Below are 24,882 nucleotides of genomic sequence, written 5' to 3'. Positions count from 1 at the left end.
GTTTTAATATTCTTCGTCTTTATACCCGAGAGATCTTATAAAGGTCGGTTTATTGCGCCAATCTTTCTGTACTTTTACCCAAAGCTCGAGATACACTTTGCTGCCGAGCAGATTTTCGATATCCATACGCGCTTCGCGTCCGATTTCTTTCAGCATCTTGCCGCCTTTACCGATAACCATTCCTTTTTGCGACTCGCGTTCAACGTAAATGAGCGCTTCGACTTTTACTTTGCCGCCTTCATCGTCGCCTTTCATTTTCAACACTTCAACCCCAATTGCGTGAGGCAGTTCCTGGCTCAGCTTATGCAGAGCCTTTTCACGAATCAGTTCGCTCACGATAAAATGCTCGGGATGGTCAGTGATCCGGTCTTCCGGATAATACATCGGTCCTTCAGGAAGATGCGATTCGATAACCGACAAGAGACGGTCAATATTATTGCCCTGCAGCGCTGAAATCGGCACAACATCACTGAAGTCCAGCTTGTCTTTGTAGACCTCAATCTGTTTGATTAAATCATCCGGATGAATTAAATCGATTTTATTTAGCACTAAGATAATCGGTGTCTTCGTGTTTTTAAGCATATCGATAATAAATTCATCGCCGCGTCCGATTTCTTCAGCAGCGTTAATTATAAACAGGATAACTTCTGTTTCACGAAGTGTATTCCGCGCGACTTTCATCATATGCTCCCCGAGCTGGTGTTTCGGCTTGTGTATCCCCGGTGTATCGATAAAAATCATCTGGGCATTGTCTTTCGTATATACCCCTTGTATTTTATTTCTTGTTGTCTGCGGTTTATCCGACATAATTGCGACCTTCTGACCAAGAACCTTGTTCATAAATGTAGATTTACCTACATTCGGCCGTCCAATGATGCTGACGAAACCTGATTTAAAACCGTTAAAATCCATTAATCCATATCCTTCCCGCTAAAACCGAGCGGCAGCAGATCATCTACCGTCCGTTTTATTACTTCACCGGATTTGCTCGTTAAGTAAACCGGCATCTCATCATGGCATAATTCTTTCATTACCTGCCTGCAGACACCGCAAGGGCTCGCAGGTTCAGGTGCGTCTGTAACGATTACAATCGCTTTGAACTTTCTCTTATTATTAGCATATGCGCTGACAAGCGCAGTGCGTTCTGCACAGATCGAGGCAGGATACGCAGCATTTTCAATATTCGCTCCATAAATGTACTCATCATCTTCAGTAATCAAAAGAGCACCTACGTTAAACTCAGAATAAGGTGTGTATGCCCGCGATTGCGCTTTTTGCACTTCAGCCAGCCATTCTTCTTTAAATAATCTGTCATTCATCTGACGTCCTCCTTATTAATAAAAATACGGTATGAGGATAACCATACCGACGATTACAGCATATACACTTGCAAGCAGCACTGCCGCTGCTGCAATATCTTTCGCATAGCGGGCAAGTATATGGTAATCGCCGGTAACTAAATCCACCGTGTATTCAATTGCACTGTTTATTGTTTCTGTAATCAATACTAAAAAAACAGCAGTTATTATAAACAGCCATTCCACTGCAGTGATATTGACTGCAGCACAAATACAAATGGCCGCAGCTGCAAAAATCAGATGCAGTAAAAACTTTCTATCCTTTTTAAACAGCTGAAAAAGTCCCTGGAGAGGATGCTTAAACCGGTCCGGATTAATCGCGTGTCACACCGAATGCATTTAGTATTTCTTCTTGTTTACCGTTCATTACAGCTTCGTCATCGCTCTCCATATGATCGTAGCCTAAAAGGTGCAGGAACCCGTGTAGTGCGAGGAAAAGAAGTTCACGGCGATAGCTGTGACCGTAATCTTCCGCTTGTTCTTTTGCACGGTCTGTACTGATTACAATATCTCCGAGAGTACGAGGCGCCTCGGCATGAATAATATTCATGTCATCTTCCTCAAGAGCAAAAGAAATTACATCTGTTACGCTGTCTTTATCCCGGTAATCCCTGTTGATATTTTGAATTTCTTCATTTGAAACGAAAGAAACAGATACTTCTGCATCGCCTTCTTCTTCAAGATGGCCGTAGGCGAAGGTTAACAATTCCGATACTTCTTTAAGCTCAGCATCATTGACAAAATTATCATCGTTAATAAAATCTATATTAATCATAGCTGTGTATCCTTTTCATACGCAAGAATTATTTTAGAAACAAGCGGATGTCTGACAACATCTGTTTCATCCATGCGTTTAATAGCGATTCCTTTAATATTCTCAAGCCGTTTTACAGATTCAACCAGCCCGCTTTTCGTGGAGCCCGGCAGATCAATCTGTGTTTCATCGCCGGTAACAATCATCTTCGAGCCGAAACCGAGACGGGTTAAAAACATTTTCATCTGCATTTCAGTCGTGTTCTGCGCTTCATCGAGAATAACAAAAGCTTCATTCAGCGTACGTCCACGCATATAGGCGAGCGGAGCAACTTCTATTACGCCGCGCTCAATTAAGCGGTCAGTCGTTTCGACACCGAGAACTGCGTGAAGACCATCGTACAGCGGTCTCAGATAAGGATCCACTTTTTCTTTTAAATCACCCGGCAGAAACCCGAGATTCTCGCCTGCTTCTACTGCAGGACGCGTCAGCACGATGCGCTTAACCTGGTTTTCACGAAGCATCTGACAGGCGATTACAACAGCTAAAAAAGTTTTCCCTGTACCTGCGGGCCCGATACCGAAAGTTAAGTCATGCTTTCTTATACTGTCGACATACTGGCGCTGTCCTGTTGTTTTAGCTTTAATGCTTTTACCTTTAACATCTTTAGCAATTTCCTCGTTATAAAGATCTTGTAAATATTCGATGGTATCATTCTTCGCCATCATCGCAGCAGACTGTACATCTCTTAAAGAAATCGACATACCCCGCTGGATTATTTTTAATAAATGAAGCAGCACATCTTCAGCGAGTTCGACATTCTCTTCATCATCGCCGCTGACAGTAATTTCATTGCCGAGCGTATGAATTTTAACATCGAATTCCTCCTCCAGGTAGGTGATGTGTGCATCATTTGCACCTATTAAAGCCTGAGCTTCGTCAAGGCTGTCTATATTAATAATATTAGGCATTTACAAACCCCTTTATAATAAACTTGTCTATTTAAATTTACCACTATCAATAGCGGACTGCAATTATTTCAGACACATATGAGTGACGGGAGCTGGGATACATATGAAACTCTGTCATGCCAATCCTAGAGCGCTTGGACACACATGAAATCCTGTCATACTAACCCAAAAGAGCCCGGGTACATATGAAATCCTGTCATATCAACCCCAGAGCGCTGGGATACACATGAAACTCTGTCATGCCAACCCCAGAGCGCTTGGATACATATGAAACTCTATCATGCCAACCCCAAAGATCCCGGATACACATGAAAACCTGTCATACCAATCCCAGAGCGCCCGGATACGCATGACACCCAATCATGCCAACCCGCAGTCTCAAAATACAAAACAGTTCCTGCCGCCAAGAAAATCAGCTGTAAAAATTAAAAACCGGACGGGGAATCCCCATCCGGTCAGCGCTGTGTTTATAATCATCAGCCAAGCTTCTTGTTCGTTTTCTGTTTAGATTTCGGTTTTCCGAGAATCTCCGACATAATAATACCGTTAACAAATGATTTTGAATCAAAGGATAGATCATCAGATGTTATTGAAGTATCGGAGGCACTCTGCCTGCCGCGTTTATGCATCTGAGTGGCGTCATCATCATATGAATAGCGTACTTCATCTGCAATATCACGTCCGAGGCCTGCTGTTTTTTCAGCACGCTTGTCGTAACCTTTAGTATACACACTTTCTTTTGCTTCCGAAGCACGTTTTGCATGCTTCGAACGGTCTGTAATACGTTTTTCAATGTCAGAAATATTCTGCGATGAATTCGCGCGTTCGCGCGCGGTCTGAATTGTTTCTCGCACCGGCCGTTCTGAAGCCTGTCTTTCCGGACGACTGTTTGGAGCCGTTTCGCGGCTTCTGGACGGTTCTCTCGGCGAGGGTTTAGATTCTGTGCGTGTCTGTTGTTCCGAGTTGTTGAATTCTTCATCAAATGCCTCTTGCAGCGTCTGGAAGAATCCTTTTTGTTCATTTGTTGTCGTCTCACGGTCAGGCTGCCTGCTGCGCGGCGCAGTGTTTTGTCTTCTATCCAGTTTAGAAGTATCAATATTGCGGTCGCCTTCTTTGTCTTTGTTGTTTTTACTGCCGATGATTGAAGAGACTATACCGAGGACGATAATTAGTAGTGGAATAAGTTCCATACTATATCACACCCTATTCTTCTTCGTTAAATTGTGTAGGGTTTGTCATTTTATTTATTGAATCTCTCATGCTGGTATCTGCTTCAACATTCTTCAGATCGTAATAATCAGTTGCTGAAATATTTCCGTCTTCTAATGCTTTAGCAAATGCAAGAGGTACTCTGGATTCTGCTTCTACTACTTTCGCTCTCATTTCCTGTACGCGGGCTTTCATTTCCTGTTCCTGCGCTACAGCCATTGCACGGCGTTCTTCCGCTTTAGCTTGTGCAATATTTTTATCTGCAACAGCCTGTTCAGTCTGAAGATCCGCACCAATGTTTTTACCGATATCCACATCTGCAATATCGATTGAAAGAATTTCAAATGCAGTACCTGCATCTAAACCTTTCGATAAAACAGTTTGTGAAATACGTTCCGGATTTTCCAGCACTTCCGCGTGCTTGTTGGAAGAACCGATAGTTGAGATTACCCCTTCACCGACCCGGGCGATGATCGTTTCTTCACCGGCACCACCGACAAGGCGTTCGATGTTTGCTCTCACTGTAATTCTTGCCTTAGCTTTAACTTCGATACCATCAACAGCAACACCTGCGATGAATGGTGTTTCGATAACTTTCGGGTTTACACTCATCTGTACTGCTTCAAGCACGTCACGGCCTGCAAGGTCGATTGCAGCACAGCGTTCAAATGTTAAGTTAATATCCGCACGCTGAGCAGCGATTAAGGCATCGACAACGCGGTCGACGTTACCACCGGCTAAAAAGTGAGATTCAAGCTGGTTCGTCGACAGCTGAATACCCGCTTTGTGCGCTTTAATCATCGGCTCGATAACACGTTTAGGCTTAACACGTCTTAAACGCATACCCACCAATGTAAAGATTCCTACTTTAACACCTGCAGCAACTGCTGAAATCCATAAACCGATTGGAACAAATGACAGGATAAATGCAGCAACGATAATAATTACTACGAAAATCAGTAATGTTACGAGTGCACCGCCTGTAATAAATGCTAAATTCATTCTCCACTCTCCTTGTTTTTAATCTTCCGTTGGTCTGACAACAATTCTCGTACCTTCCACAAAAATAATTTTAACCTTTACATCACTCGGAATATACGATCCTTCGGCAACAGCATCGATTCTTTCATCACCGAGACGGATTGTCCCGGAGGGTCTTAAAACCGTATGTGTCACCGCGATTTCACCGACTAAATGCGAGCGGTCATCAAATGATGTATATCCCGATTCCTTGTCCGTTGCATCATTTAAAATCAAACGATTCAGGAAAGGAATTTTACGTTTCTTATGTTTCACAAATATCACCCACTCTATTATCACCATAATTAAAATTACGGCTAAGAAAATACTGTATAGAACTGCATTGCCGCTGACTGTTAATATACTTACTCCAAATACGATAATTCCGATAAGCCCGAGCAGTGTTCCAATAACAAAAAATTCAATTAGAATAAGAAAACCGCTGAGCAGAATCAGGATTAATGTCAGCATATTGCCGCCGCCAGTAAGAAGGTGACCCGAGAAAAAGATAAATATCGACAGAACAGCAAGAATGCCGATAATATTCACTCTCTGCGAGAAGAGCTGATAGACCACACCAAGGAAGAATATTGATAATAATAGAAATGCAACAACGGGTGAAGTTACAACATCTATATAAAATTGAATTGAGTCTTTAATCATATATAAATACGAACCGCCCATGTACATCCCTCCTGATTCCGATTATACATTAACTGCGGGTAAATGAGAAATGGAGATACAAAAAAACAGCGTACAAAATGTACGCTGTTTTTATAATATATCACTTATCAGAGGGAAGAGTGATATTACTTGAACTTACGCTTACGCGCAGCTTCAGATTTCTTCTTGCGTTTTACGCTTGGTTTTTCGTAAAACTCTCTTTTACGTGCTTCTTGAATCGTACCGTTTTTAGATACTGTACGTTTGAAACGACGAAGAGCATCTTCAATTGGTTCGTTTTGCTTAACAACTGTTTTTGACATTTGTTTTCCCTCCCTCCGATAATGCAAAAGGCTAATTCACATAGACTATACTATGTACTTTAATATTATAATATACTACATTTGTTTCAGTCAACTGTAATTTAATAATCGCTCTCTGAAACTTCTCCATTAACAATTGCGATTCCGCTTGAAGCGCCGATTCTTGTAGCTCCGACTTCAATCATCTTTTTGGCATCCTCATAAGAGCGTACGCCGCCGCTTGCTTTAACGCCCATGTCTTCGCCTACTGTCAGGCGCATAAGCGCAACAGCTTCCACACTGGCTCCGCCGCCATTAAAGCCGGTAGATGTTTTAACGAAATCCGCACCTGCTTCTTGTGCTAATCTTGAAGCAGTCACAACCTCATCTTCTGTAAGCAGTGACGATTCAATAATAACTTTAACAAGCGCTTCTTTATTAGCAGCATCTACGACGCTTTTAATGTCTTCTTTTACGTAATCGAGATTGCCTGCTTTAAGCTGGCCGATATTAATTACCATATCCACTTCATCTGCACCGTTTGAAATAGCATCTTTAGTTTCAAATGCTTTAACTTCTGATGTAGTTGCACCGTGAGGAAAACCGATTACTGTGCATACTTTAACTTCGCTCTCAGCAAGCTTTTCTGCGGCAGTTTTAACCCAAGACGGCTGGATGCAGACGCTGAAGAAACCATGTTCATGCGCCTCGTCACACAGTACTGAAATCTCTTTATCAGTAACTTCCGGTTTTAATAATGTATGGTCGATATACTTTGCTGCGTTCATTTTAATGACACTCCCAATAATTTATATTCCTCGTAATGATACCACAAACGAGTTATTCATAGTAGCTTCCAATTACAGAAAGTGCATAGAGCGGCGCTGTTTCCGCTCTTAAAATTCTGCGTCCGAGTGCGATATTCTCATAAGTTTTAAAAATATCAGCTTCTGTTTCGGTAAAACCGCCTTCGGGCCCAAAAACAACAGCAATCGTCTTTACACTGGTGCGCGCGAGAATATCTTTTATTGAACTGCCGGTAAGATTGTTATCCTCATAAGCAAATAAAACAAGATCATATTGCGTGAAATCAATAGTTTTCAGTGCTCCGGCAAATGAAATGCTCGGTATTTTAGTGCGTCTGCTTTGTTCGGAAGCTTCTCTCGCAATCTTTTCATAGCGCAAAAGCCTGCTCTTTTCTTTTTTAGCATCCAGTTTAACGACGCTGCGTTCAGCTTTATACAAGATAAAGTCATGAACCCCGAGCTCGGTCGACTTCTGAATCACAAGATCCATCTTGTCTCCCTTTAAGAAGGGTGAATACAGTGTAATATCTACCGGAAGCTCAACTTCACTCTCTATTTTTTCTATCGCTTCATATGATACCGGTTCAAGATCAGTCAGCCGAACGAGATAAGCATTGCCCTCCCCGTCGACTACATTAAACTTATCTCCGGCCTTGGCGCGCATTACATTTCTAATATGATGCACATGCTCATCGTCCATAACAAACGTTTCATTAAGCGAGACTGTTCCTTTGATAAAATACCGCTGCATTATGCCACCTTCAGAGCCGATATTGCGACCCAGCCTTCTTCTTCAAGAACATCAGTAATTGAGAAACCTGCCTGTTTCATATGCGCGATAATATCATCTCGTTTTTCAACGATAATGCCAGACGCGAGAAAACGTCCGTTATTATTCAGCAGTTTGTAAGCATCATCAATCATATCATCTATAATATGAGCAAGAATATTTGCTACGATAACATCATAATTTTCGGTTTCATCTTTTAACAAATCGGCAGGCATGACCGCAATGTCTTCACCGCAGTCATTTAAAGCAAAGTTCTCTTTTGAAACCTGCAGTGACAATTCATCTATATCGGTCGCTTTAATATTTCTTGCACCGAGCAAATAAGCACCGATTGATAAAATCCCGGAACCCGTACCGACATCGATTACTTTGTCCGCTGGATTTATTACATCTTCAAGAAAAGTCAGACACATGCTCGTCGTGGCATGATCGCCAGTTCCGAATGCCATGCCGGGATCAATTTTAATCACTTTATCGCTGTCGGCAATTTCAACATCAGCATACTCCCATGAAGGAACGATTAAGAAGTTTCTGCCGACTTTGAAATTATGAAAATATTTCTTCCACTCATTTTCCCAGTCCATCTCATCTATGATGCCGGTATTAATTTCAATTTCTTCTTTTTCTGCTAAAGGAGTTTCCTCGATAAATTTTTTGATTTTATCCAGCTGCTCATCGATATTATATGTTTCATCAAAATAAACGAGTATACGTATGTCGCTGTCCGGATAGTCTTTCGGATTCAGCCGGAATTTCTCATCAAAATCCTCAGTTTTAGCTTTTAATATATCAACGGAATGTTCGATTGAAACACCTTTTGCGATTGTATTTAAGAATATTGAAAACTGTTCTTCGTTCTCTTCTTTAGTGCTGATACTGACTTCATGCCATTTCATAGTTTACTCACCTTTAAAGAATCGTTTTGTTTTATCAAAAATATTTTCTTGCTGCTCGCTGATATTCTCACCGTTTATATCTGCAAGTTTCTTAAATACTTCCCGTTCCTGTTCAGACAGTCGTGTAGGCGTAACAACAGTCACTGTTACATACTGGTCGCCGTAGCCGAAGCCCTGGACGTTTTTCACACCTTTTTCTTTCAGTCTGAAGCGTCTTCCGGACTGCGTGCCGGCAGGTATGGTCAGCATGACTGACGAATTGATTGTCGGAACTTTCAATTCATCACCGAGAGCGGCCTGGGCGAATGAAATTTTAAGCTCATAATGGATATCATCGCCGTCACGAGTAAATTTAGCATCCTGCTTAACTCTGAATACGATATACAGATCTCCTGCAGGTCCGCCGTTAATACCAGGTTCACCTTGACCCGACAGACGTATCTGCTGGCCGTTGTCAATACCTTCAGGCACTTTCACTTCGATATCAACATTTTTCTGAACTGTGCCGTGACCTTTACACTTATCACACGGGTGTTCGATTTCCTGGCCTGTGCCTCCGCATGTAGGACATGTGCGCTGTGTCTGTACACGGCCGAATGGTGTATTTTGTTCTACTGAGACGTTACCTGCACCTGAACATGTTTTACATGTAGATTTTGACGTGCCGGGTTTAGTACCTTCACCGTCACAGACGTCGCAGACTACATCTTTTTTAATCGTGACTGTTTTAGTCGCGCCGAAGACAGCCTCATCAAAAGTAACCGTCATCGTATACTGGAGATCGTCACCTTTTCTAGGAGCATTCGGATCTCTCTGGCCGCCGCCGCCGAAAAACGAACTGAAGATATCTTCAAAACCGCCAAAGCCGCCGGCACCGCCAAATCCTCCACCGCCGCCGAAGCCGCCCTGGGAATTCATACCCTCATGTCCGAAACGGTCGTACTGCGCACGCTTATTGTCGTCAGACAGCACTTCATACGCTTCAGCTACTTCTTTAAATTTTTCATCAGACCCGTCTTTCATGTCCGGGTGATATTTCTTTGATAATTTACGATATGCTTTCTTTATTTCATCTTGTGTTGCGTTTTTATCTAAACCGAGTATTTCATAAAAGTCTCTTTTAGCCACAATTTTTCCCTCCAACAGTCAATATAATACCATTTAAAAAAGTCAAAGCCAATGCGTTTGGCTTTGACTTAAGTGTTGAAGATTTTATTTTTTATCTTCTTCGTCATCTACTTCTTTATAATCCGCATCGATTACATCGTCATCAGCATTATCTGCTTCTGCACCTGCATCCGCTGCGCCTTGCTGCTCTTCGGCCATTTGTTCATAAAGTTTAGTTGTAACTCCTTGAACTGCCTGCTCAAGCGCTTCTTTTTTCGCTTTGATTTCATCTAAGTCAGTACCTTCAAGAGCTGTTTTCAGTTCTTCTTTAGCACTGTCGATTTGTTCTTTTTCTGATGCTTCAACTTTGTCGCCGAGATCTTCGACAGCTTTGTCAGCAGAGAAGATTAACTGGTCAGCTTCGTTACGGAGCTCAGCTTCTTCTTTTTTCGCTTTGTCAGCATCGGCATTTTCTTCAGCTTCCTTAACCATTCTGTCGATATCATCATCAGTCAGGTTAGAGCTTGATTCGATAGTAATCTTCTGTTCTTTGCCTGTACCTTTATCAGTAGCAGTAACGTTTACAATACCGTTTTTGTCGATGTCAAAAGTAACTTCGATTTGCGGTACACCTTTTGGTGCTGGCGGAAGATCTGTTAATTGGAAGCGTCCTAAAGTTTTGTTGTCGCTTGCCATCGGTCTTTCACCTTGTACAACGTGAATGTCTACTGCCGGCTGGTTATCAGCTGCCGTAGAGAACACTTGTGACTTGCTTGTAGGAATTGTCGTATTTCTTTCGATAAGAACTGTAGATACATTCCCCATCGTTTCAATACCTAGTGATAATGGTGTAACGTCTAGAAGAACTACGTCCTGAACATCTCCAGTAAGCACACCGCCCTGAACTGCTGCACCCATCGCTACTACTTCGTCAGGGTTCACACTGCGGTTAGGTTCTTTGCTCAGTTCTTTCGTAATTGCATCCTGAACTGCAGGAATACGAGTTGAACCGCCGACTAAAATAATTTCATCAATGTCAGATTTGCTGACACCAGCATCTTTAAGCGCCTGGCGTACAGGTCCCATAGTTCTTTCAACAAGTCCGTGAGTCAGTTCTTCGAACTTCGCACGTGACAGAGTAGTTTCAAGGTGCAATGGTCCTGCTTCACCCGCTGAGATGAATGGTAATGAGATTTGTGTAGATGATACACCTGATAAATCTTTTTTAGCTTTTTCAGCTGCATCTTTCAGACGCTGCATTGCCATTTTGTCTTTGGATAAGTCAATGCCGTTTTCAGCTTTGAAAGTGTCGACCAGGAAATCGATAACTAAATCATCAAAGTCGTCACCGCCGAGACGGTTGTCACCTGCAGTTGCAAGTACATCGAATACGCCGTCGCCAAGTTCCAAAATAGAAACGTCAAACGTACCGCCGCCAAGGTCAAATACTAAAATGTTTTCTTCTTTATCCTGTTTATCGAGACCGTATGCAAGTGCTGCTGCAGTCGGCTCGTTAATAATACGTTCCACTTCAAGTCCTGCAATACGGCCAGCGTCTTTTGTCGCCTGGCGTTCTGAGTCATTGAAGTATGCCGGAACTGTAACGACAGCTTTCGTTACTTTTTCGCCTAAATAGCTTTCAGCAGTTTCTTTTAAGTTTTGTAAAATCATCGCTGAAATTTCCTGCGGTGTATACTCTTTATCTTCCACTTTTTCAACGTGGTCTGTACCCATATGTCTTTTAACTGACATAATCGTGTTCGGGTTTGTAATTGCCTGGCGTTTAGCTACTTCGCCGACCTGGCGCTCACCGTTTTTAAATGATACTACAGAAGGCGTTGTACGGTTACCTTCAGCATTTTGAATTACTTTAGGTTCTCCGCCTTCTAAAATTGATACTACTGAGTTAGTTGTTCCTAAGTCTATACCGATTACTTTACTCATTTATATATTCCTCCAATTAATTTAATATTATTCGCTTACTTTGACCATTGTCGGTCTGATGACACGGTCTTTTAATATATAACCTTTTTGGAATTCTTCAATCACAATATCGCTCTCTGTATCAGATTCTTCGGTCATCACTGCCTGATGGAAGTTCGGATCGAATGGCTGATCGAGGGCTTCAATTGCTTTAATCTCATGTTTTTCAAGTGTTTCAACAAGATTGTTGTACACCATTTCAACACCTTTGTGGAGGGCGTTGAAACTTTCATCTGTTCCTTTAATAGCGAGCGCACGTTCCAGGTTATCGATTACCGGCAGCAAGTCTTCTGCAAACTTCTGGTCTTTGTACTTATTGTTCAGTTCAGTTTCCTGGCGGTTGCGGCGTTTAAAGTTTTCAAACTCAGCATAGAGTTTCAAATACTTGTTCTCGCTTTCTTCAAGCTGCTCTTTCATAGAAAGAAGCTCGTCTTCTGCTGATGGTTCAGAGTTTTCTTCAGAAGTTTCTTCTGCTGATGTTTCTTTTGCAGTATCCTCTGTTTTTGTGTTCTCTGTTTCAGATTCTTCCTGCTTTTTTGTTTCTTCAGCAGCAGTTTCAGCAGTTTCGTCAACTTTTTCTTTTTCTTCTTCGTTAGTCAATGCCTACACTCCTTTTTTAAATGAGTGAAGTAATTTAATAACATGTTTGTAGCCCATCAGTTCCGGGCCAACAACAATTAAATTACCACTCAGTCCAGCGTGGTCAAAATTAGTTGTAATGACTGAAAGTGATTTATAACTTTCATCCAGTTCATCACCGAAGTAAATATTCACATCGTTTGATGCAAGCTGTTCAACAGATTTATACAGCGCTTCCGATTCGATATCGCCGTATAAATGCTCGAGCGTTTCTACTTCGTTTCTCATGTCCTGCAGTAAATAATTAAAACCCGCATGACCAATCGTTCGTTTCTGCACTTCAACTGATGCCATAATCTGTGCAGTCACCTGGTCGTACAGATCTTTTATACCCGGCGGGACGTGAGGATTGTTCTTTAAGATGACACGGGTGTCGCCGAGATTTTTATCGAGCAGCAGCTCGTTAAAAATATTGCTCAGTTTCTGGAAATCATCTATCGTTACATCACGGCTCGTTTTAACAGGCATCTGCCTGACGGTTCCGCTGTTTAAAACGATAATGGCAATGCTTGCAGTATCGGTGAGCGGTGTTATATAAAGCCCTTTAACAGTTTCATTATCTGCTGTGAGCGACACCTGAGTTAAATACTTCGTCCTGTCGCTGATTGTCAGTGCAAGTTCATCGGTTAAATTCTCCAGATTGTCCGTGTCAGAAAAAAGCTCAAAGGACTTTGCCGGTGATTGTTCAATATTCAGTTTAAGTTCTTCGATGTAGAATTTCAGTGCTTTTCTCGACGGCACACGTCCGGATGACGTATGCGTCTTAATTAAAAAGCCTTCTTTTTCAAGTGCAGCCATTTCATTTCTGATCGTCGCGCTTGAAACATCGAAATTATATTTGTCCAGTAAATATTTAGAACTGATAGGTGTCATTACATTTAAGAAATCATCTACGATAAATGTAAGTATGATTTCCTGCCTTTCTGTCAGCAAAGAATCACCTCTTTAGCACTCTTTCGTCCCAAGTGCTAATTCTAATTTATCAAATAGGTCAAAGAATGTCAACAATTAAACCCGCTTTCTTTTTTACAGTAAAAATTCTGCGAAAACATCGTTGCCAATCATACGTCCCGCTTCGGTTAAGGATATATAACCGCTTCGTCTGTCCAGCAGTTTGCGTTCTAATAGATTCTCAAGTACTTTGCCGTATACCGCATCGACCGGGAGGCCGTATTTTTCTTTAAAGCGGGCTTCCGAGACACCCTTGTTCAAACGCAGTCCCAAAAACATTTCCTCTTCAAACTTATCATTTTGAGTCAGTTTTAACTGTTCTTTAATGACAGAACCGTGCTCGTTCATATTATTAATATAATGATTCACCGGTTTTATATTGTAGTATCTGGATTCCCCTGTGTAGCCGTGACTGCCGGCGCCGGCACCGATATAGGGCTCGTTCAGCCAGTAAGTTTTATTATGCATCGACTCGAATTCATTCTTTGAAAAGTTCGATATTTCATACTGAGGATAGCCGAGTGCATCAAGACCTCCGATGACTTTATCGTACTTCTCACCTTCTTCAAGACTTCCTGCAATACTCATCTTTCCCTGGTTAATCTTGTTGTAGAAAACAGTATGGGGCTCGATAATCAGCGAGTACCATGAAATATGTTTCGGCTTCAGCTCGCTGATATATTTCAGACTCATATCTATATCATCAAACGTTTCTCCCGGGAGATTATACATCAGATCGAGCGAGTAATTTGTCAGACCGATTTTCTCCAAGTGATTAATACTGTTAAAGATATCATCGAAATTATGAGTCCTGCCGAGAACTTTTAAGAGATCGTTATTAAATGTCTGCACGCCTAAGCTTACCCGGTTCACTCCGTAGTTATGCAGGACATCGAGTTTTTCTGATGTCAGTTCGTCGGGATTCGCCTCAAAAGTAAATTCATCCGTTACAGTAAAATGTTCAGTCATAAATTTTAAGAGACGGTCAAGCTGGCTGACAGTCAGCGCAGTCGGTGTCCCGCCGCCGACGTATATCGTTTTAAGCGTCTGTTTCTCGTAAGAACCGAGCTCAGTGATGAGTGCCGTAATATATTCATCTACCGGCTGGTTTTTAATCAGCACCTTATTGAAGTCGCAATAAGTGCAGATTCGGTTGCAGAATGGGATATGGACATACATACTATCCATTAAATTCCTCCTAAAATTAGAGGAGAAATCAAATGATTTCTCCTCTTGGTGTTGTTAATCTTCATCCATTTTTAAGACGGCGAGGAAAGCTTCCTGCGGTATTTCAACGTTCCCTACCGCTTTCATCTTCTTCTTACCTTCTTTTTGTTTCTCTAATAATTTCTTCTTACGCGATATATCTCCGCCGTAACATTTCGACAGTACGTTTTTACCCATCGATTTAATGTTTGTTCTCGACACAATTTTTTGTCCGATTGCTGCCTGAATAGGTACTTCGAACTGCTGTCTCGGGATGATATTTTTCAGTTTTTCAACGATTGCTTTGCCGCGCTCATAAGCAAAATCCCTGTGCACGATAAAGCTCAGTGCATCCACTTTTTCTGCGTTCAAGAGAATATCCATCTTCACCAGTTTCGATTCCTTGTAGCCGATAAAGTCGTAATCTAAGGATGCGTAACCTTTTGTGTGAGATTTAAGCTGATCGAAGAAATCGAAGACAATTTCCGATAAAGGAATTTCATAGATGATATTCACACGCACATCATCGAGGTAATCCATTGTTAAAAAGTTGCCGCGTTTTTTCTGGCACAATTCCATAACAGCACCGACGTAATCGTTCGGCACCATAATCTGCGCTTTAACGTAAGGTTCCTGGATGCGTTCAGTCTTTTGCGGATCCGGCATCTGCGCCGGGTTGTCAACACTGACCGTTGTGCCGTCGGTTAACTCGACGCTGTATATCACGGAAGGTGCTGTCGCAATCAGATCAATACCGAATTCTCTTTCGATACGCTCCTGGACAATTTCCATATGAAGCAGTCCGAGGAAACCTGTACGGAAACCGAAGCCTAGTGCCTGGGATGTCTCCGGTTCATACTGCAGCGAAGAGTCATTCAGTTCAAGCTTTTCAAGTGCTTCGCGCAAATCGTTATATTTTGAAGAGTCGATCGGATACATTCCGCAGAAAACCATCGGATTCATTTTCTTATAACCCTGCAGCGGTTCTGACGCCGGATTTTCCGCTCCGGTAATTGTATCTCCGACCATTGAATCTCCAACTTTTTTTATCGATGCAGATATGTAGCCTACATCTCCGACTGTCAGTTCATCCACCGAGAGCTGTTTCGGCGTGTTGATGCCGACTTCGTTTACTTCGAATTCTTTGCCGGAAGACATCATGCGGATTTTGTCGCCCGCCTTAACAGTGCCGTCAACAATTCTTATTGACGAAATAACACCGCGGTAGGGATCAAAGACAGAGTCAAAAATCAAAGCTTTCAGAGGTGCTTCCGGATCGCCGTCGGGTGCCGGAACGTCTTTTACTATACGTTCAAGAATTTCTTCAATACCGATATTTGCTTTTGCAGAAGCATAAATTGAATCTTCCGCGGGAAGTCCTACTACATCTTCTATTTCTGCTGCGACTCTGTCCGGATCTGCAGCAGGCAAATCGATTTTATTAACGACCGGAATCAATTCCAAATCATTGTCCAGGGCAAGGTAAACGTTTGCCAGCGTCTGAGCTTCAATACCCTGGGCTGCATCGACAACTAGTATTGCCCCTTCACAGGCTGCAAGCGAGCGCGATACTTCATAAGTGAAGTCGACGTGCCCCGGTGTGTCTATCAGGTGGAAGGTATACTCTTCCCCGTCTTCAGCTGTGTACTTTAAACGGACAGCATTCAGCTTTATCGTAATACCGCGTTCTCTTTCAAGATCCATCGAATCTAAAAGCTGCGCTTTCATATCGCGGCCTTCTACCGAGCGCGTGTTTTCCAGTAACCTATCAGCCAAAGATGACTTGCCGTGATCTATATGAGCAATGATAGAGAAGTTCCTTATATTTTCCTGCCTTTTCAAACGTTCCATATTGTTCATTTAAAATCCAACTCTCTTCATGTTTACAATGTTATAATTATATCAATGCAGAGCACTAACTTCAATTCATTTCGGATTGATTATTGCATAATAAGCTTATATTTGATAAAATATCTGTTGTTGCAATAAAAGTTGTACAACTTTATGTCGGAGGTGACATTATGCCTAATATTAAATCATCGATTAAACGTGTTAGAACTAACAAATCTGCTCAGAATCTTAATATTGCTCAGAAAAACGCTATGCGTACAGCAGTTAAACAAGCTGAAACTGCTAAGAGTGAAAATGCTGAGAACCAAGCTGAGTTAGTTTCTAAAGCTGTCAAACTTGTTGACAAAGCTTCTAAACGCAATCAAATTCATGCTAACAAAGCAAGCCGTCTTAAATCAAAATTAATGGCTAACTAATAAAAAAACCTTCTTTACGAAGGTTTTTTTATTTTTGTTTTTTTAACTTTATATTTCCAGTATAAATAACTCAAACAGTGCATTCCGATCCAAATAACTCGATTTAAACTTGTAATCAATATCGCGGCAGACAATCATTTTTTTTAAGAGTGCATCTAGCGGATACTTTCTAGTATGTCTGAGTGCGAGTTTAACACGGTAGGGGTGGACTTTCAGCGCTCTTGCTATATTATCTTCCTGATACCCTTCCCCGTTTAAAATTTTCACCTGATACAACAACCTGAACTGTCCGATGACAAGATGGAGCAGTTTCATAGGTTCTTCCTTTTGCAGAATCAGCTCCCGGGCAAGTTGGACAGCTTTCTGTTTTTCATTTTTTAAAATAAAATCCGTGAGCAGAAAAACGTTCTGTTCCAGTGAAACACTAACAACTTCTTCAACATCCTCAGCAGTAATATTCCCTTCTGCATACAGCACCAGTTTCGTCACTTCATTATGTACAGCTTCATATTTATAACTTGTTTTTTCAAGCAGCATATTCAAGGCTTCCGTGGATATCTCGAGACCGTTCTGGTCGAAAACCGAGCGGACATAGTTCGTAAGCTCACTCTCATTCATTTCGTTAATTTCAATCAGTTTGCCGCGCTCAGTGATTAATTTCGTCACCTTTTTTCTTTTATCCAGCTTTTCTGAAAGCACTGTAAATATAATGAGCGTGTCATCACTTTTATTTTTAAGGTAATCAATCAAAAGATCGATATTGTGGCTCACTGAGGTGCCTGATTTCTGAGCGGTAAAAAGAATCGCCTCTTCGACGACAATCACTTTTCTGTCAGCGAGAAAAGGAAGTGTCTGGGCCTCCTCTATAATTTGTTCAACCGGTGTTTCTTTAAAATTAAGTTTTGTATAGTTAAAATCGTCGAGAGCTCCGACATACTCTTTAGCAATACTTTTGATTTTATCTTCTATGCGGATAATATTAGTGCCATACAGAAGTTGCAGCAATTCCATAAATGATGCTCCTTAAAGTTTATAAATCTATTATAGCTTTTTAATTAAATTTAGCCTATACTGTAAGTAAGTGTTTAGGGGGTAATTACATGAATAAGTTTGAGAAAAATGTTCAGTCAAAAAATAATGACGTTATCGATGCTGGTCTTGCTTTTATAGTTGGATTTGTGGCACTTACTGTAATTTATGTTATTCCACAAGTATTCGCTATCGTTGCAGGATAATCGATCGTTTCATTCGGGCCGGCCTTCCGGCTCTTTTTTTGTGTCTTTTTTCAGGCACTGTTCGCTGTCCCCAAATTTTGCACGGATACATATTGTATCATGATTTATACTAAACTCCACCATTCCCTTATCTTTCGTACTGATAATTCTGCTCGCGGCTAAATTTTCTATCACGCTCGCATGCGGATGTCCGTAACGGTTATTTACCCCCGCTGAAATCAAAGCAATTTCCGGTTCTACAGCATTGATAAATTCCTCTCCGCTCGATGTATCACTGCCGTGGTGACCCACTTTTAAAATATCACTTTCCAGATTATAGAGAGCTGTAAGTTCTGCTTCAGTCACAAGACCGATGTCACCTGTAAACAAAATGCTGAAGCTGTTCAAGTGCGCTTTTAAGACGACGGACTGTTCATTGGAGTCAGGGGCAGCACCTGGCACAATCAGGTGGTCAAAATGAATATTCCCGACAGAAAAGCCCTCCATATCCCCGCTGTTTCTAATTAGCCCCCGGTGTTCATAACTTACTGTTTTCAGCCAGTCATCGAATTTAACATCTCCTGTATTCATTATTATATTCCCCACATTCTTTTTACTGAGTATATTCAGAACTTCCCCGCTGTGATCGAGATCCAGATGGCTGATGATAATTACATCGATAAAATCGACACCCTGTTCTTTTAAATAAGGCAGGAGTGTTTTATCGCTTAAATTAATCCGGTTCTCATCATGCTGGTATGTTCCGCCCGTATCGAGCAGCACCGTTTTCTTATTTTTGTGGTCCTGAATCACAAAGGCATCTCCCTGGCCGACATCGACCATGGTCAGCGTAAAACCCCTGTTTAAATGCTGCTGGCTCAAAAAGAGAACGAGCAGAAATACCAAAATACAGCTGATAATTTTTTTGAGTTTGAATGCAAGAACATGTACAGACAGACGATATGTCAGAAACAGCATTATAATAATACTCACATCCGGCAGATTTTTTACCGGAAACCGGTGTTTAAACGCTCCGGCAAGATAATATATACTGTCTTTCATCAAGGTGTAAAGAAAGTGGTACAGCATATCGATTGCAGGAGGTACATGGAAAAACAAAAGAATGTTATAAACTATCACACTCGGAAAAATTATAAATGAAAACAAGGGCACGAAAAATATGTTCAATATAAGGCCGCTGATGCTTATTTCATTAAAATTTATAAGAACGATAACTAAAGTCGACAGCTCGCTGATTACTGTAATAAGAATCAGCTGAACCAGATTGGCACAGTTCATAAATAAGGGACGGGCCAGCAGAATAAAATAGGTAGTGACATACGACAGCTGAAAACCGGCATGGTAAATGACATAGGGATTAATTATAAGCTGAATCAGAGCACTTAATGAAATGATAGCAAGATAAGGTTTTTGTTTGAAAAATGAACAGATAAGAAGCAACACTCCCATAAATACAGCACGGAGCACGCTCGGCGAGAAGAAATTCAAAAATAGAAAAAAGATCAGAGAAATTATAATAATGACTTTAATAATATTTACAGGCAGCCGGAAAAACTTTAGAATCCCAAATATTACAGCACTTAAAAAAGCGACATGCGTTCCGGAAATGATATACAGATGATAAATCCCGAGCTTCTGCAGTGCATCAAAAAATTCCGGGCTGATATAGTTTTTATTGCCGACTGAAAGTGTCAGTATGTCGAATTTATAATCGTGTAAAGAAGAATCCAGCACTTTTGACATATACTTGTAGCGGATTAAAGAAAATTTTTGCGAGAAAGTCAGACTGCCGGATTCGCACTTTAAAATAGCTGCATCATTCAAATATATCCTGCCGGAGAGTTCATTAATTCTCAATGTCTGCTGTCCGTCATTTTTAATAAAGTTACGCTGTTCCTGAGGCAGTGATACGGGCAGACTGCCTGTGCAGATGTCCCCTATTCGAAGCGCAACACTTCCCGCTTCGTCATACATCTCGTAAGTCCTGTCATCACTGGTTACGATGTAATGCAGACTGTCAGTGTAATATTTATAATCTTCTATCACAATATGAGACAGCGTACTCGGAGAAAAGTCCGGAGCTTCTCCTGAATAAATAAACGCAGCAGCTGCCGCGCTAAGAGATAAACTGATTTTAAACCACAGACTCCGCCCTTTTAAATAACTACTGTACAGTAAAATCGCATAAAAAAATAAGCCCGTCAAGGGGCTTATAATTATCGTGCATCCAGTAATAATCGATATCAAAAAATAAAATAAAGTCATTATATTGACTCGAAATACATATTCACTTTTTTACTGTCGAGTTCGACCAGTTCATAGTGTACATTATTTTTATCCAACAATTCAAGCGCATACGGATGATTTTTATAATCGGCCCGATAATATATATTTTTAATACCTGCCTGAATCAGTGATTTTGTACAATGCACACACGGAAAGTGAGTGACATAGACCGAAGCGCCTTCTGTCGACACACCGAACTTCGAGCATTGGAGCAGTCCGTTAATCTCTGCGTGGATAGTTCTGATGCAGTGACCGTCCTCTACGTAGCATCCTTCATCCACACAATGCACCTCGCCGGATACAGAGCCGTTGTAGCCTCCTGCGATAATCCGGTTATCTTTAACGATGGTCGCGCCGACGCTGAGACGTTCACATGTCGACCGGAGCGACAGCAGCATTGCTTGCGCCATAAAATATTCATGCCAGTTGATTCGCATAGTGCCACCTCAGTTTATAGTAATATACGGTTTTAGATTTTCGAACGTTTTGTCGCCGATGCCGGGTATATTTTTTAAGTCCTCAAGAGTACTGAACAGCCCCTGTTCTTCCCGGTAAGTAATAATCGCCTGGGCTTTTTTCTCGCCGATGCCGTTTAAGGTTGTCAGTTCTGCAATGCCCGCAGTATTAATATTAACGAGTTCACTCCCGGTGTCTGATACTCCGCTTCCTGAAAATAAATCTGCCGTCGTCTCATCTGTTTCCCCTTCAAAGGGAACGTAGATTACCATTTCATCGGCAAGTTTGGCAGACTGATTTACCGTCGCAAGATCTGCCTTATCAGCAAGACCGGTAATATCAAGAACATTTTTAACCCTCGCATCGATAGGCAGTTCGTACACGCCTGGAAGTTTAACTGCACCTTTTACTTCAACAAACAGCGTCGAAGAAAGTACTGCTGTTTCTTCTTTAGACTCTTCTGCCGTCGGTTCTTCGTCAGCTGAGTGCTCAAAACTAAAAGTTTCCTCGGGTGCTGCAAAGCTCGTGACTGCAAAGTAAACAATAATTGCGAGTCCTATAAGTATACCCGCTGCGTAAAACTTGTACTGTTCAAAAAAGGATTTGATATCCATCATTTTCCCCTCCATATAAATAACCTCTCATACTATATATAGGGAAAAACGGCGCTTTATTTTTTTTTCGTACAAGTTAATTTATAAACCTGTAAAACTTTAAAAGTTATTTCTTCAGTATATAAAAATTTCTTTCAGCCACTTCAGTAATAACATTAGTAATATCAAAGTCGCTGAATGATTTATCGATTATAAAGCCTGCTTCATTAATCATTTTTAAAATTTCACTGTGTTTATAAGTCTGCTGATAATGAGTTTCTTCGTACTTTTTATATAAGTCTCCGGAATTCCGAATGAAAAATGTCAATTCATGCCAAACACTGAGCTCTTCTTCACCGGGTACTGTCTGCCATGTGTAAAAAATATCATCCGTACTGTCGGAATATAATTCATAATTAAAATCATTCTGCATTTTATGTTCAGTATGGACATCAAAAATAAAGACGCCGCCCGCTGATAAATGATTATATACATTTTTTAAAACTGCAGCAAAAGATTCTCTGGAAGGTGCATAATTCAGCACATCGGCTGTAGCTGTAATGAGCTCAAATGTTTCATCCAGCTCCATCGTAACCATATCCTGCACCCTGTATTCGCTCACCGGATCATTTTCTCTCGCAATTTTAATCATTTCCTCCGAGTTATCAATGCCGAGCTTTCTTTTTGCCCGCAGCATTTTTAAAATCTCTCCGGTGCCTGCGCCGATATCAAGTATGGAGGCGGCATCACCTTTAACTTCATTAATTATGTCAAGCCACAAATTATACGGCATATCATAATTCAGGATATCGTATACTTCGGCGAATGTTTTGTATTCGCTAGCCTCCAATAGTATCACCGGAATCTTTAAATAAACGCTCTAAATTATAATATTCGCGTTCTGTTTTTAAGAATATATGAACGATAACATCACCGACGTCACAGAGAATCCATTTGCCGGCTTTCTGTCCTTCAATACTAATATCGAGGCCGTTTTTATGAGCGACTTCCCGCACTTCGTCGCTGATTGCCTGCGCTTGGCGTTCTGAATTCCCGTGACATATAACAAAGTAGTCTGTCACCGGGCTCGTTTCTTTTACATCATATACTTTTATATCTGCAGCACGTTTATCGTCACATGCCTGCACCATTAATTCCAATACTTCTTTACTTTGCATCCTGTCACTCCCTGGCCATATTATAATAATTAAGACATTCTAATGTCTTGTGGTAAATCGTAGAATCTTTATTCAGCAGATGTCTGATATTCGCTTTCGTAATCGAATATACCGCGAGATCCAGATTATTCTTCCCGAAGACAATATCGCGTATATCATCGACGCCTGGCTGGCTGCGCTTAGGTTCGATGTAGTCTGCGACAAAAATAATCTTTTCGATAATCCCCATCTGCTTTCTTCCTGACGTGTGATGCGCAATCGCGTTTAATATTTCTTCGTCAGTAATATCAAACTTATTTTTCATCTTAACTGCTGCGATTGGTCCGTGCAGCACTTCAGTTTTATACTGAAGCAGTTCCGGATCAAGTTTTTCAGTCGTCACTGTCTGGTACATTTTACTTAATTCATCGTATTTCGAATAATCATGCAGTATACCGGCGAGAAAACATTTTTCCTTATCTGCGTTAAATATTTCCGCCATTTTTACTGCTGTTTCCGCCACCCGTTCGGAGTGTTTAAATCTTTTCTTCGGCAATTTCTCCGCTGCAACTTTCAATGCTTTTTTACGTTTCATATAATCGCTGCTCCTTAATATATCCGTACACCTCTTCAGGCATTAAATGCCTGACTTCAGTATTTGTTTTTAATCTCTCTCTGATAAGGGTCGATGAAACTTCAACGATGTTCGTATTTAATTTTATAAACGGAGGTTTAATATTATACAGCTCGTCATTTCGATCGAGCACAGTAAATTTCGCAAGTTTGTGCAACTTGTCAGCATTCTTCCATTTATCAAATGAAATAAAATGATCTGTTCCGATTATAAAATACAAGTCATCGTCAGGATATTTGTTCCGCAAATACTTCAATGTGTCAAAAGTATACGTTACCTCTTGCTGATCGATTTCAAAAGTATCTATTTCTGCAAAATCATAATTTTCAACTGCAAGTTTCAGCATATTTAAACGATGACTGTCACTGGAACCTGCCTGTTTTTTTAAGGGAGAGATAAAGGTCGGCACGATAATCACCTGATCCAGTTCCAAGCCGATATAAGTTTCCGCGAAAGCATTAATATGTCCGTTATGCACCGGATCAAATGTCCCGCCGAATACACCTATTTTCATGGCAGTTTAATTTCTTTGTTTTCCTTTGATTCTCTGTACAGTACAATCGTATTGCCCATTACCTGTACCAGTTCCGCACCTGTGCCATGGACAAGTGATTCAACGATGCTGTCTTTATCTTCCATACAATTTTGCAGTACTGATACCTTAACCAGTTCTCTTTTTTCCAGAACATCTTCGAACTGATCAACAAAACTTTCTGTAACACCATTTTTACCTACTTGAAACAGCGGCTTCTCATGGTGTGCCAGTGAACGCAAATAGCGTTTTTGTTTACCTGTTAATGTCATTTTCTTTCCTCCATATATTGTTGCAGTGCAGTCTGCACCGTTTTATTGCTTCCCTGTTTCCCAGTCCATATTTCAAAGGCATCGAGCGCCTGGTTAACCAGCATGCCGAGACCATTCGCGTTATTATTAAAGTAATTCATAAAAGGTGTCACCGCCGGATTGTAAATTAAATCCATTCCTGCAGTATCATCTGTAATAAATGAAGTGTCCAGCTGGAAGGCTTCAAATACATCTTCACCCTTCAGGCCGAGCGGGGTTGCGTTGATTACCGCATCATAAGATCCTCCTGTGAATTCGGTATTCAGCACGCCGTTAAAGTCCGCAGTTTTAAACGATTCAAAACTTTCTCTTCTTCGCGCAATCACTGTCACTTCATCACCGTTATCGGCATGTGCACGGTAGACAGCTTTCGCCGCACCGCCTGCACCGAGAATAAGCACACGGCGGCACCCCGTTCCAAAGGCATCGTTAAATGCCTTCATATAACCTGTAATATCGGTGTTATAACCGCAGTATCGCCCATCTTTTACATGGACTGTATTTACTGCGCCAATTTTTTCTGCTGCAGGCGCAATCCAGTCTAAATGCTTCATAATTTTCTCTTTATGAGGCACCGTAACGTTGAAGCCGGACAAGTTATATTCATTAACGAGCGCTTTAATGTCCCCCAGTTCTTCAGGTGTGACTTCCAGCGCCATGTAATCCGACTCAACATTCAGCGCTTTAAAGTTTGCATCGTGGATAACAGGTGACAAAGTATGTTTAATAGGATAGCCGATTACAGCATAATTCATC

Annotated in this window: 30 protein-coding genes; 2 read left to right on the top strand and 28 right to left on the bottom strand. The window is 41.2% G+C overall.

The features are described from left to right. Positions 1-3: 3 nt before the first annotated feature. The 18 genes from era to lepA all read right to left on the bottom strand — a co-directional run bounded on the left by era (position 4) and on the right by lepA (position 16,515). Positions 4-912 carry a GTPase Era gene (gene era / locus MHH58_RS05930; protein ID WP_135096675.1) on the bottom strand — a complete coding sequence of 303 codons (909 nt, stop codon included), beginning with the start codon at positions 910-912 and terminating at the stop codon, positions 4-6. Continuing rightward, a complete protein-coding gene (gene cdd, locus MHH58_RS05925; protein ID WP_341345325.1) occupies positions 912-1,319 on the bottom strand; it encodes a cytidine deaminase in 408 nt (135 codons plus the stop codon). Before cdd ends, era begins: the two co-directional genes overlap by 1 nt. Before the next feature lie 15 nt (positions 1,320-1,334). Then, positions 1,335-1,676, bottom strand: a complete 342-nt coding sequence (locus MHH58_RS05920; RefSeq protein WP_135096671.1) for a diacylglycerol kinase family protein — start codon at positions 1,674-1,676, stop codon at positions 1,335-1,337. Beyond that, complete coding sequence (gene ybeY, locus MHH58_RS05915; protein ID WP_115884404.1) at positions 1,672-2,133, bottom strand: rRNA maturation RNase YbeY; 462 nt, start codon at positions 2,131-2,133, stop codon at positions 1,672-1,674. The genes MHH58_RS05920 and ybeY overlap by 5 nt, the downstream gene beginning before the upstream one ends. Next, positions 2,130-3,083: a PhoH family protein gene (locus MHH58_RS05910; RefSeq protein WP_135096669.1), complete on the bottom strand. Its 954-nt coding sequence runs from the start codon at positions 3,081-3,083 to the stop codon at positions 2,130-2,132. Before MHH58_RS05910 ends, ybeY begins: the two co-directional genes overlap by 4 nt. A gap of 476 nt (positions 3,084-3,559) precedes the next feature. Then, a complete protein-coding gene (locus tag MHH58_RS05905; RefSeq protein WP_135096667.1) occupies positions 3,560-4,273 on the bottom strand; it encodes a hypothetical protein in 714 nt (237 codons plus the stop codon). A 13-nt stretch (positions 4,274-4,286) separates the two neighbouring features. After that, positions 4,287-5,294 carry a flotillin-like protein FloA gene (gene floA / locus MHH58_RS05900; protein WP_115884407.1) on the bottom strand — a complete coding sequence of 336 codons (1,008 nt, stop codon included), beginning with the start codon at positions 5,292-5,294 and terminating at the stop codon, positions 4,287-4,289. An 18-nt stretch (positions 5,295-5,312) separates the two neighbouring features. Continuing rightward, complete coding sequence (locus MHH58_RS05895) at positions 5,313-5,996, bottom strand: NfeD family protein (RefSeq protein WP_341345324.1); 684 nt, start codon at positions 5,994-5,996, stop codon at positions 5,313-5,315. Between the two features lie 125 nt (positions 5,997-6,121). Then, positions 6,122-6,298 carry a 30S ribosomal protein S21 gene (gene rpsU, locus MHH58_RS05890; protein ID WP_026858185.1) on the bottom strand — a complete coding sequence of 59 codons (177 nt, stop codon included), beginning with the start codon at positions 6,296-6,298 and terminating at the stop codon, positions 6,122-6,124. 101 nt (positions 6,299-6,399) lie between these two features. Next, on the bottom strand, positions 6,400-7,071 hold the full coding sequence (deoC, locus tag MHH58_RS05885) for a deoxyribose-phosphate aldolase (RefSeq protein WP_209307405.1): 672 nt from the start codon (positions 7,069-7,071) through the stop codon (positions 6,400-6,402). Between the two features lie 46 nt (positions 7,072-7,117). Beyond that, complete coding sequence (locus MHH58_RS05880) at positions 7,118-7,834, bottom strand: RsmE family RNA methyltransferase (protein WP_341345323.1); 717 nt, start codon at positions 7,832-7,834, stop codon at positions 7,118-7,120. Further along, positions 7,834-8,769, bottom strand: a complete 936-nt coding sequence (prmA, locus tag MHH58_RS05875; RefSeq protein ID WP_341345322.1) for a 50S ribosomal protein L11 methyltransferase — start codon at positions 8,767-8,769, stop codon at positions 7,834-7,836. The genes MHH58_RS05880 and prmA overlap by 1 nt, the downstream gene beginning before the upstream one ends. A gap of 3 nt (positions 8,770-8,772) precedes the next feature. Then, positions 8,773-9,897 (bottom strand): molecular chaperone DnaJ, encoded by a 1,125-nt coding sequence (gene dnaJ, locus MHH58_RS05870; RefSeq protein ID WP_341345321.1) that lies wholly within the window; start codon positions 9,895-9,897, stop codon positions 8,773-8,775. Positions 9,898-9,981: 84 nt separating this feature from the next. After that, a complete protein-coding gene (dnaK, locus tag MHH58_RS05865; RefSeq protein ID WP_341345320.1) occupies positions 9,982-11,820 on the bottom strand; it encodes a molecular chaperone DnaK in 1,839 nt (612 codons plus the stop codon). Between the two features lie 27 nt (positions 11,821-11,847). Next, positions 11,848-12,459 (bottom strand): nucleotide exchange factor GrpE, encoded by a 612-nt coding sequence (gene grpE, locus MHH58_RS05860; protein ID WP_341345319.1) that lies wholly within the window; start codon positions 12,457-12,459, stop codon positions 11,848-11,850. Positions 12,460-12,462: 3 nt separating this feature from the next. Continuing rightward, positions 12,463-13,431 (bottom strand): heat-inducible transcriptional repressor HrcA, encoded by a 969-nt coding sequence (hrcA, locus tag MHH58_RS05855; protein ID WP_341345318.1) that lies wholly within the window; start codon positions 13,429-13,431, stop codon positions 12,463-12,465. 93 nt (positions 13,432-13,524) lie between these two features. Continuing rightward, positions 13,525-14,637: a radical SAM family heme chaperone HemW gene (hemW, locus tag MHH58_RS05850; protein ID WP_341345317.1), complete on the bottom strand. Its 1,113-nt coding sequence runs from the start codon at positions 14,635-14,637 to the stop codon at positions 13,525-13,527. A 54-nt stretch (positions 14,638-14,691) separates the two neighbouring features. Further along, positions 14,692-16,515, bottom strand: coding sequence for a translation elongation factor 4 (gene lepA, locus MHH58_RS05845; protein WP_341345316.1), 1,824 nt, complete (start codon positions 16,513-16,515; stop codon positions 14,692-14,694). Between the two features lie 161 nt (positions 16,516-16,676). Between lepA and rpsT the strand changes: the two genes are divergently transcribed. After that, positions 16,677-16,922, top strand: coding sequence for a 30S ribosomal protein S20 (gene rpsT, locus MHH58_RS05840; protein WP_341345315.1), 246 nt, complete (start codon positions 16,677-16,679; stop codon positions 16,920-16,922). 48 nt (positions 16,923-16,970) lie between these two features. On the opposite strand, the gene holA is transcribed toward rpsT, so the two are convergent. Next, positions 16,971-17,933 carry a DNA polymerase III subunit delta gene (gene holA, locus MHH58_RS05835; protein WP_341345314.1) on the bottom strand — a complete coding sequence of 321 codons (963 nt, stop codon included), beginning with the start codon at positions 17,931-17,933 and terminating at the stop codon, positions 16,971-16,973. Between the two features lie 89 nt (positions 17,934-18,022). On the opposite strand from holA, the gene MHH58_RS05830 reads away from it, so the two are divergent. After that, entirely contained in the window at positions 18,023-18,157 is a 135-nt protein-coding gene (locus tag MHH58_RS05830) for a YqzM family protein (RefSeq protein WP_135096644.1), read from the top strand. A 9-nt stretch (positions 18,158-18,166) separates the two neighbouring features. Here MHH58_RS05830 and MHH58_RS05825 read toward each other — a convergent pair whose 3' ends face one another. The 9 genes from MHH58_RS05825 to aroE all read right to left on the bottom strand — a co-directional run bounded on the left by MHH58_RS05825 (position 18,167) and on the right by aroE (position 24,881). Then, entirely contained in the window at positions 18,167-20,362 is a 2,196-nt protein-coding gene (locus tag MHH58_RS05825; protein ID WP_341345313.1) for a DNA internalization-related competence protein ComEC/Rec2, read from the bottom strand. Between the two features lie 59 nt (positions 20,363-20,421). Beyond that, positions 20,422-20,880 carry a ComE operon protein 2 gene (locus MHH58_RS05820; RefSeq protein WP_115884422.1) on the bottom strand — a complete coding sequence of 153 codons (459 nt, stop codon included), beginning with the start codon at positions 20,878-20,880 and terminating at the stop codon, positions 20,422-20,424. Between the two features lie 9 nt (positions 20,881-20,889). Beyond that, positions 20,890-21,516 carry a ComEA family DNA-binding protein gene (locus tag MHH58_RS05815; RefSeq protein WP_341345312.1) on the bottom strand — a complete coding sequence of 209 codons (627 nt, stop codon included), beginning with the start codon at positions 21,514-21,516 and terminating at the stop codon, positions 20,890-20,892. 103 nt (positions 21,517-21,619) lie between these two features. After that, complete coding sequence (locus MHH58_RS05810) at positions 21,620-22,342, bottom strand: class I SAM-dependent DNA methyltransferase (protein WP_341345311.1); 723 nt, start codon at positions 22,340-22,342, stop codon at positions 21,620-21,622. Continuing rightward, the gene (gene rsfS, locus MHH58_RS05805; protein WP_135096634.1) at positions 22,332-22,670 is read right to left on the bottom strand and encodes a ribosome silencing factor; all 339 of its coding nucleotides are present in this window, start codon (positions 22,668-22,670) and stop codon (positions 22,332-22,334) included. Before rsfS ends, MHH58_RS05810 begins: the two co-directional genes overlap by 11 nt. A 4-nt stretch (positions 22,671-22,674) precedes the next feature. Continuing rightward, positions 22,675-23,244 carry a bis(5'-nucleosyl)-tetraphosphatase (symmetrical) YqeK gene (yqeK, locus tag MHH58_RS05800; RefSeq protein WP_135096632.1) on the bottom strand — a complete coding sequence of 190 codons (570 nt, stop codon included), beginning with the start codon at positions 23,242-23,244 and terminating at the stop codon, positions 22,675-22,677. Continuing rightward, entirely contained in the window at positions 23,234-23,797 is a 564-nt protein-coding gene (nadD, locus tag MHH58_RS05795; RefSeq protein ID WP_341345310.1) for a nicotinate (nicotinamide) nucleotide adenylyltransferase, read from the bottom strand. The genes yqeK and nadD overlap by 11 nt, the downstream gene beginning before the upstream one ends. Then, entirely contained in the window at positions 23,794-24,087 is a 294-nt protein-coding gene (gene yhbY, locus MHH58_RS05790; protein ID WP_341345309.1) for a ribosome assembly RNA-binding protein YhbY, read from the bottom strand. The genes nadD and yhbY overlap by 4 nt, the downstream gene beginning before the upstream one ends. Continuing rightward, positions 24,084-24,881, bottom strand: a complete 798-nt coding sequence (gene aroE, locus MHH58_RS05785; protein ID WP_341345308.1) for a shikimate dehydrogenase — start codon at positions 24,879-24,881, stop codon at positions 24,084-24,086. The genes yhbY and aroE overlap by 4 nt, the downstream gene beginning before the upstream one ends. Between the last annotated feature and the right edge of the window lies 1 nt (position 24,882).

Source organism: Jeotgalicoccus sp. FSL K6-3177 (assembly GCF_038050175.1).
Lineage (GTDB): Bacteria > Bacillota > Bacilli > Staphylococcales > Salinicoccaceae > Jeotgalicoccus > Jeotgalicoccus nanhaiensis.
The sequence above is the reverse complement of the archived record's forward strand: the minus strand, read 5'-3'. Positions and strand labels throughout refer to the sequence as shown.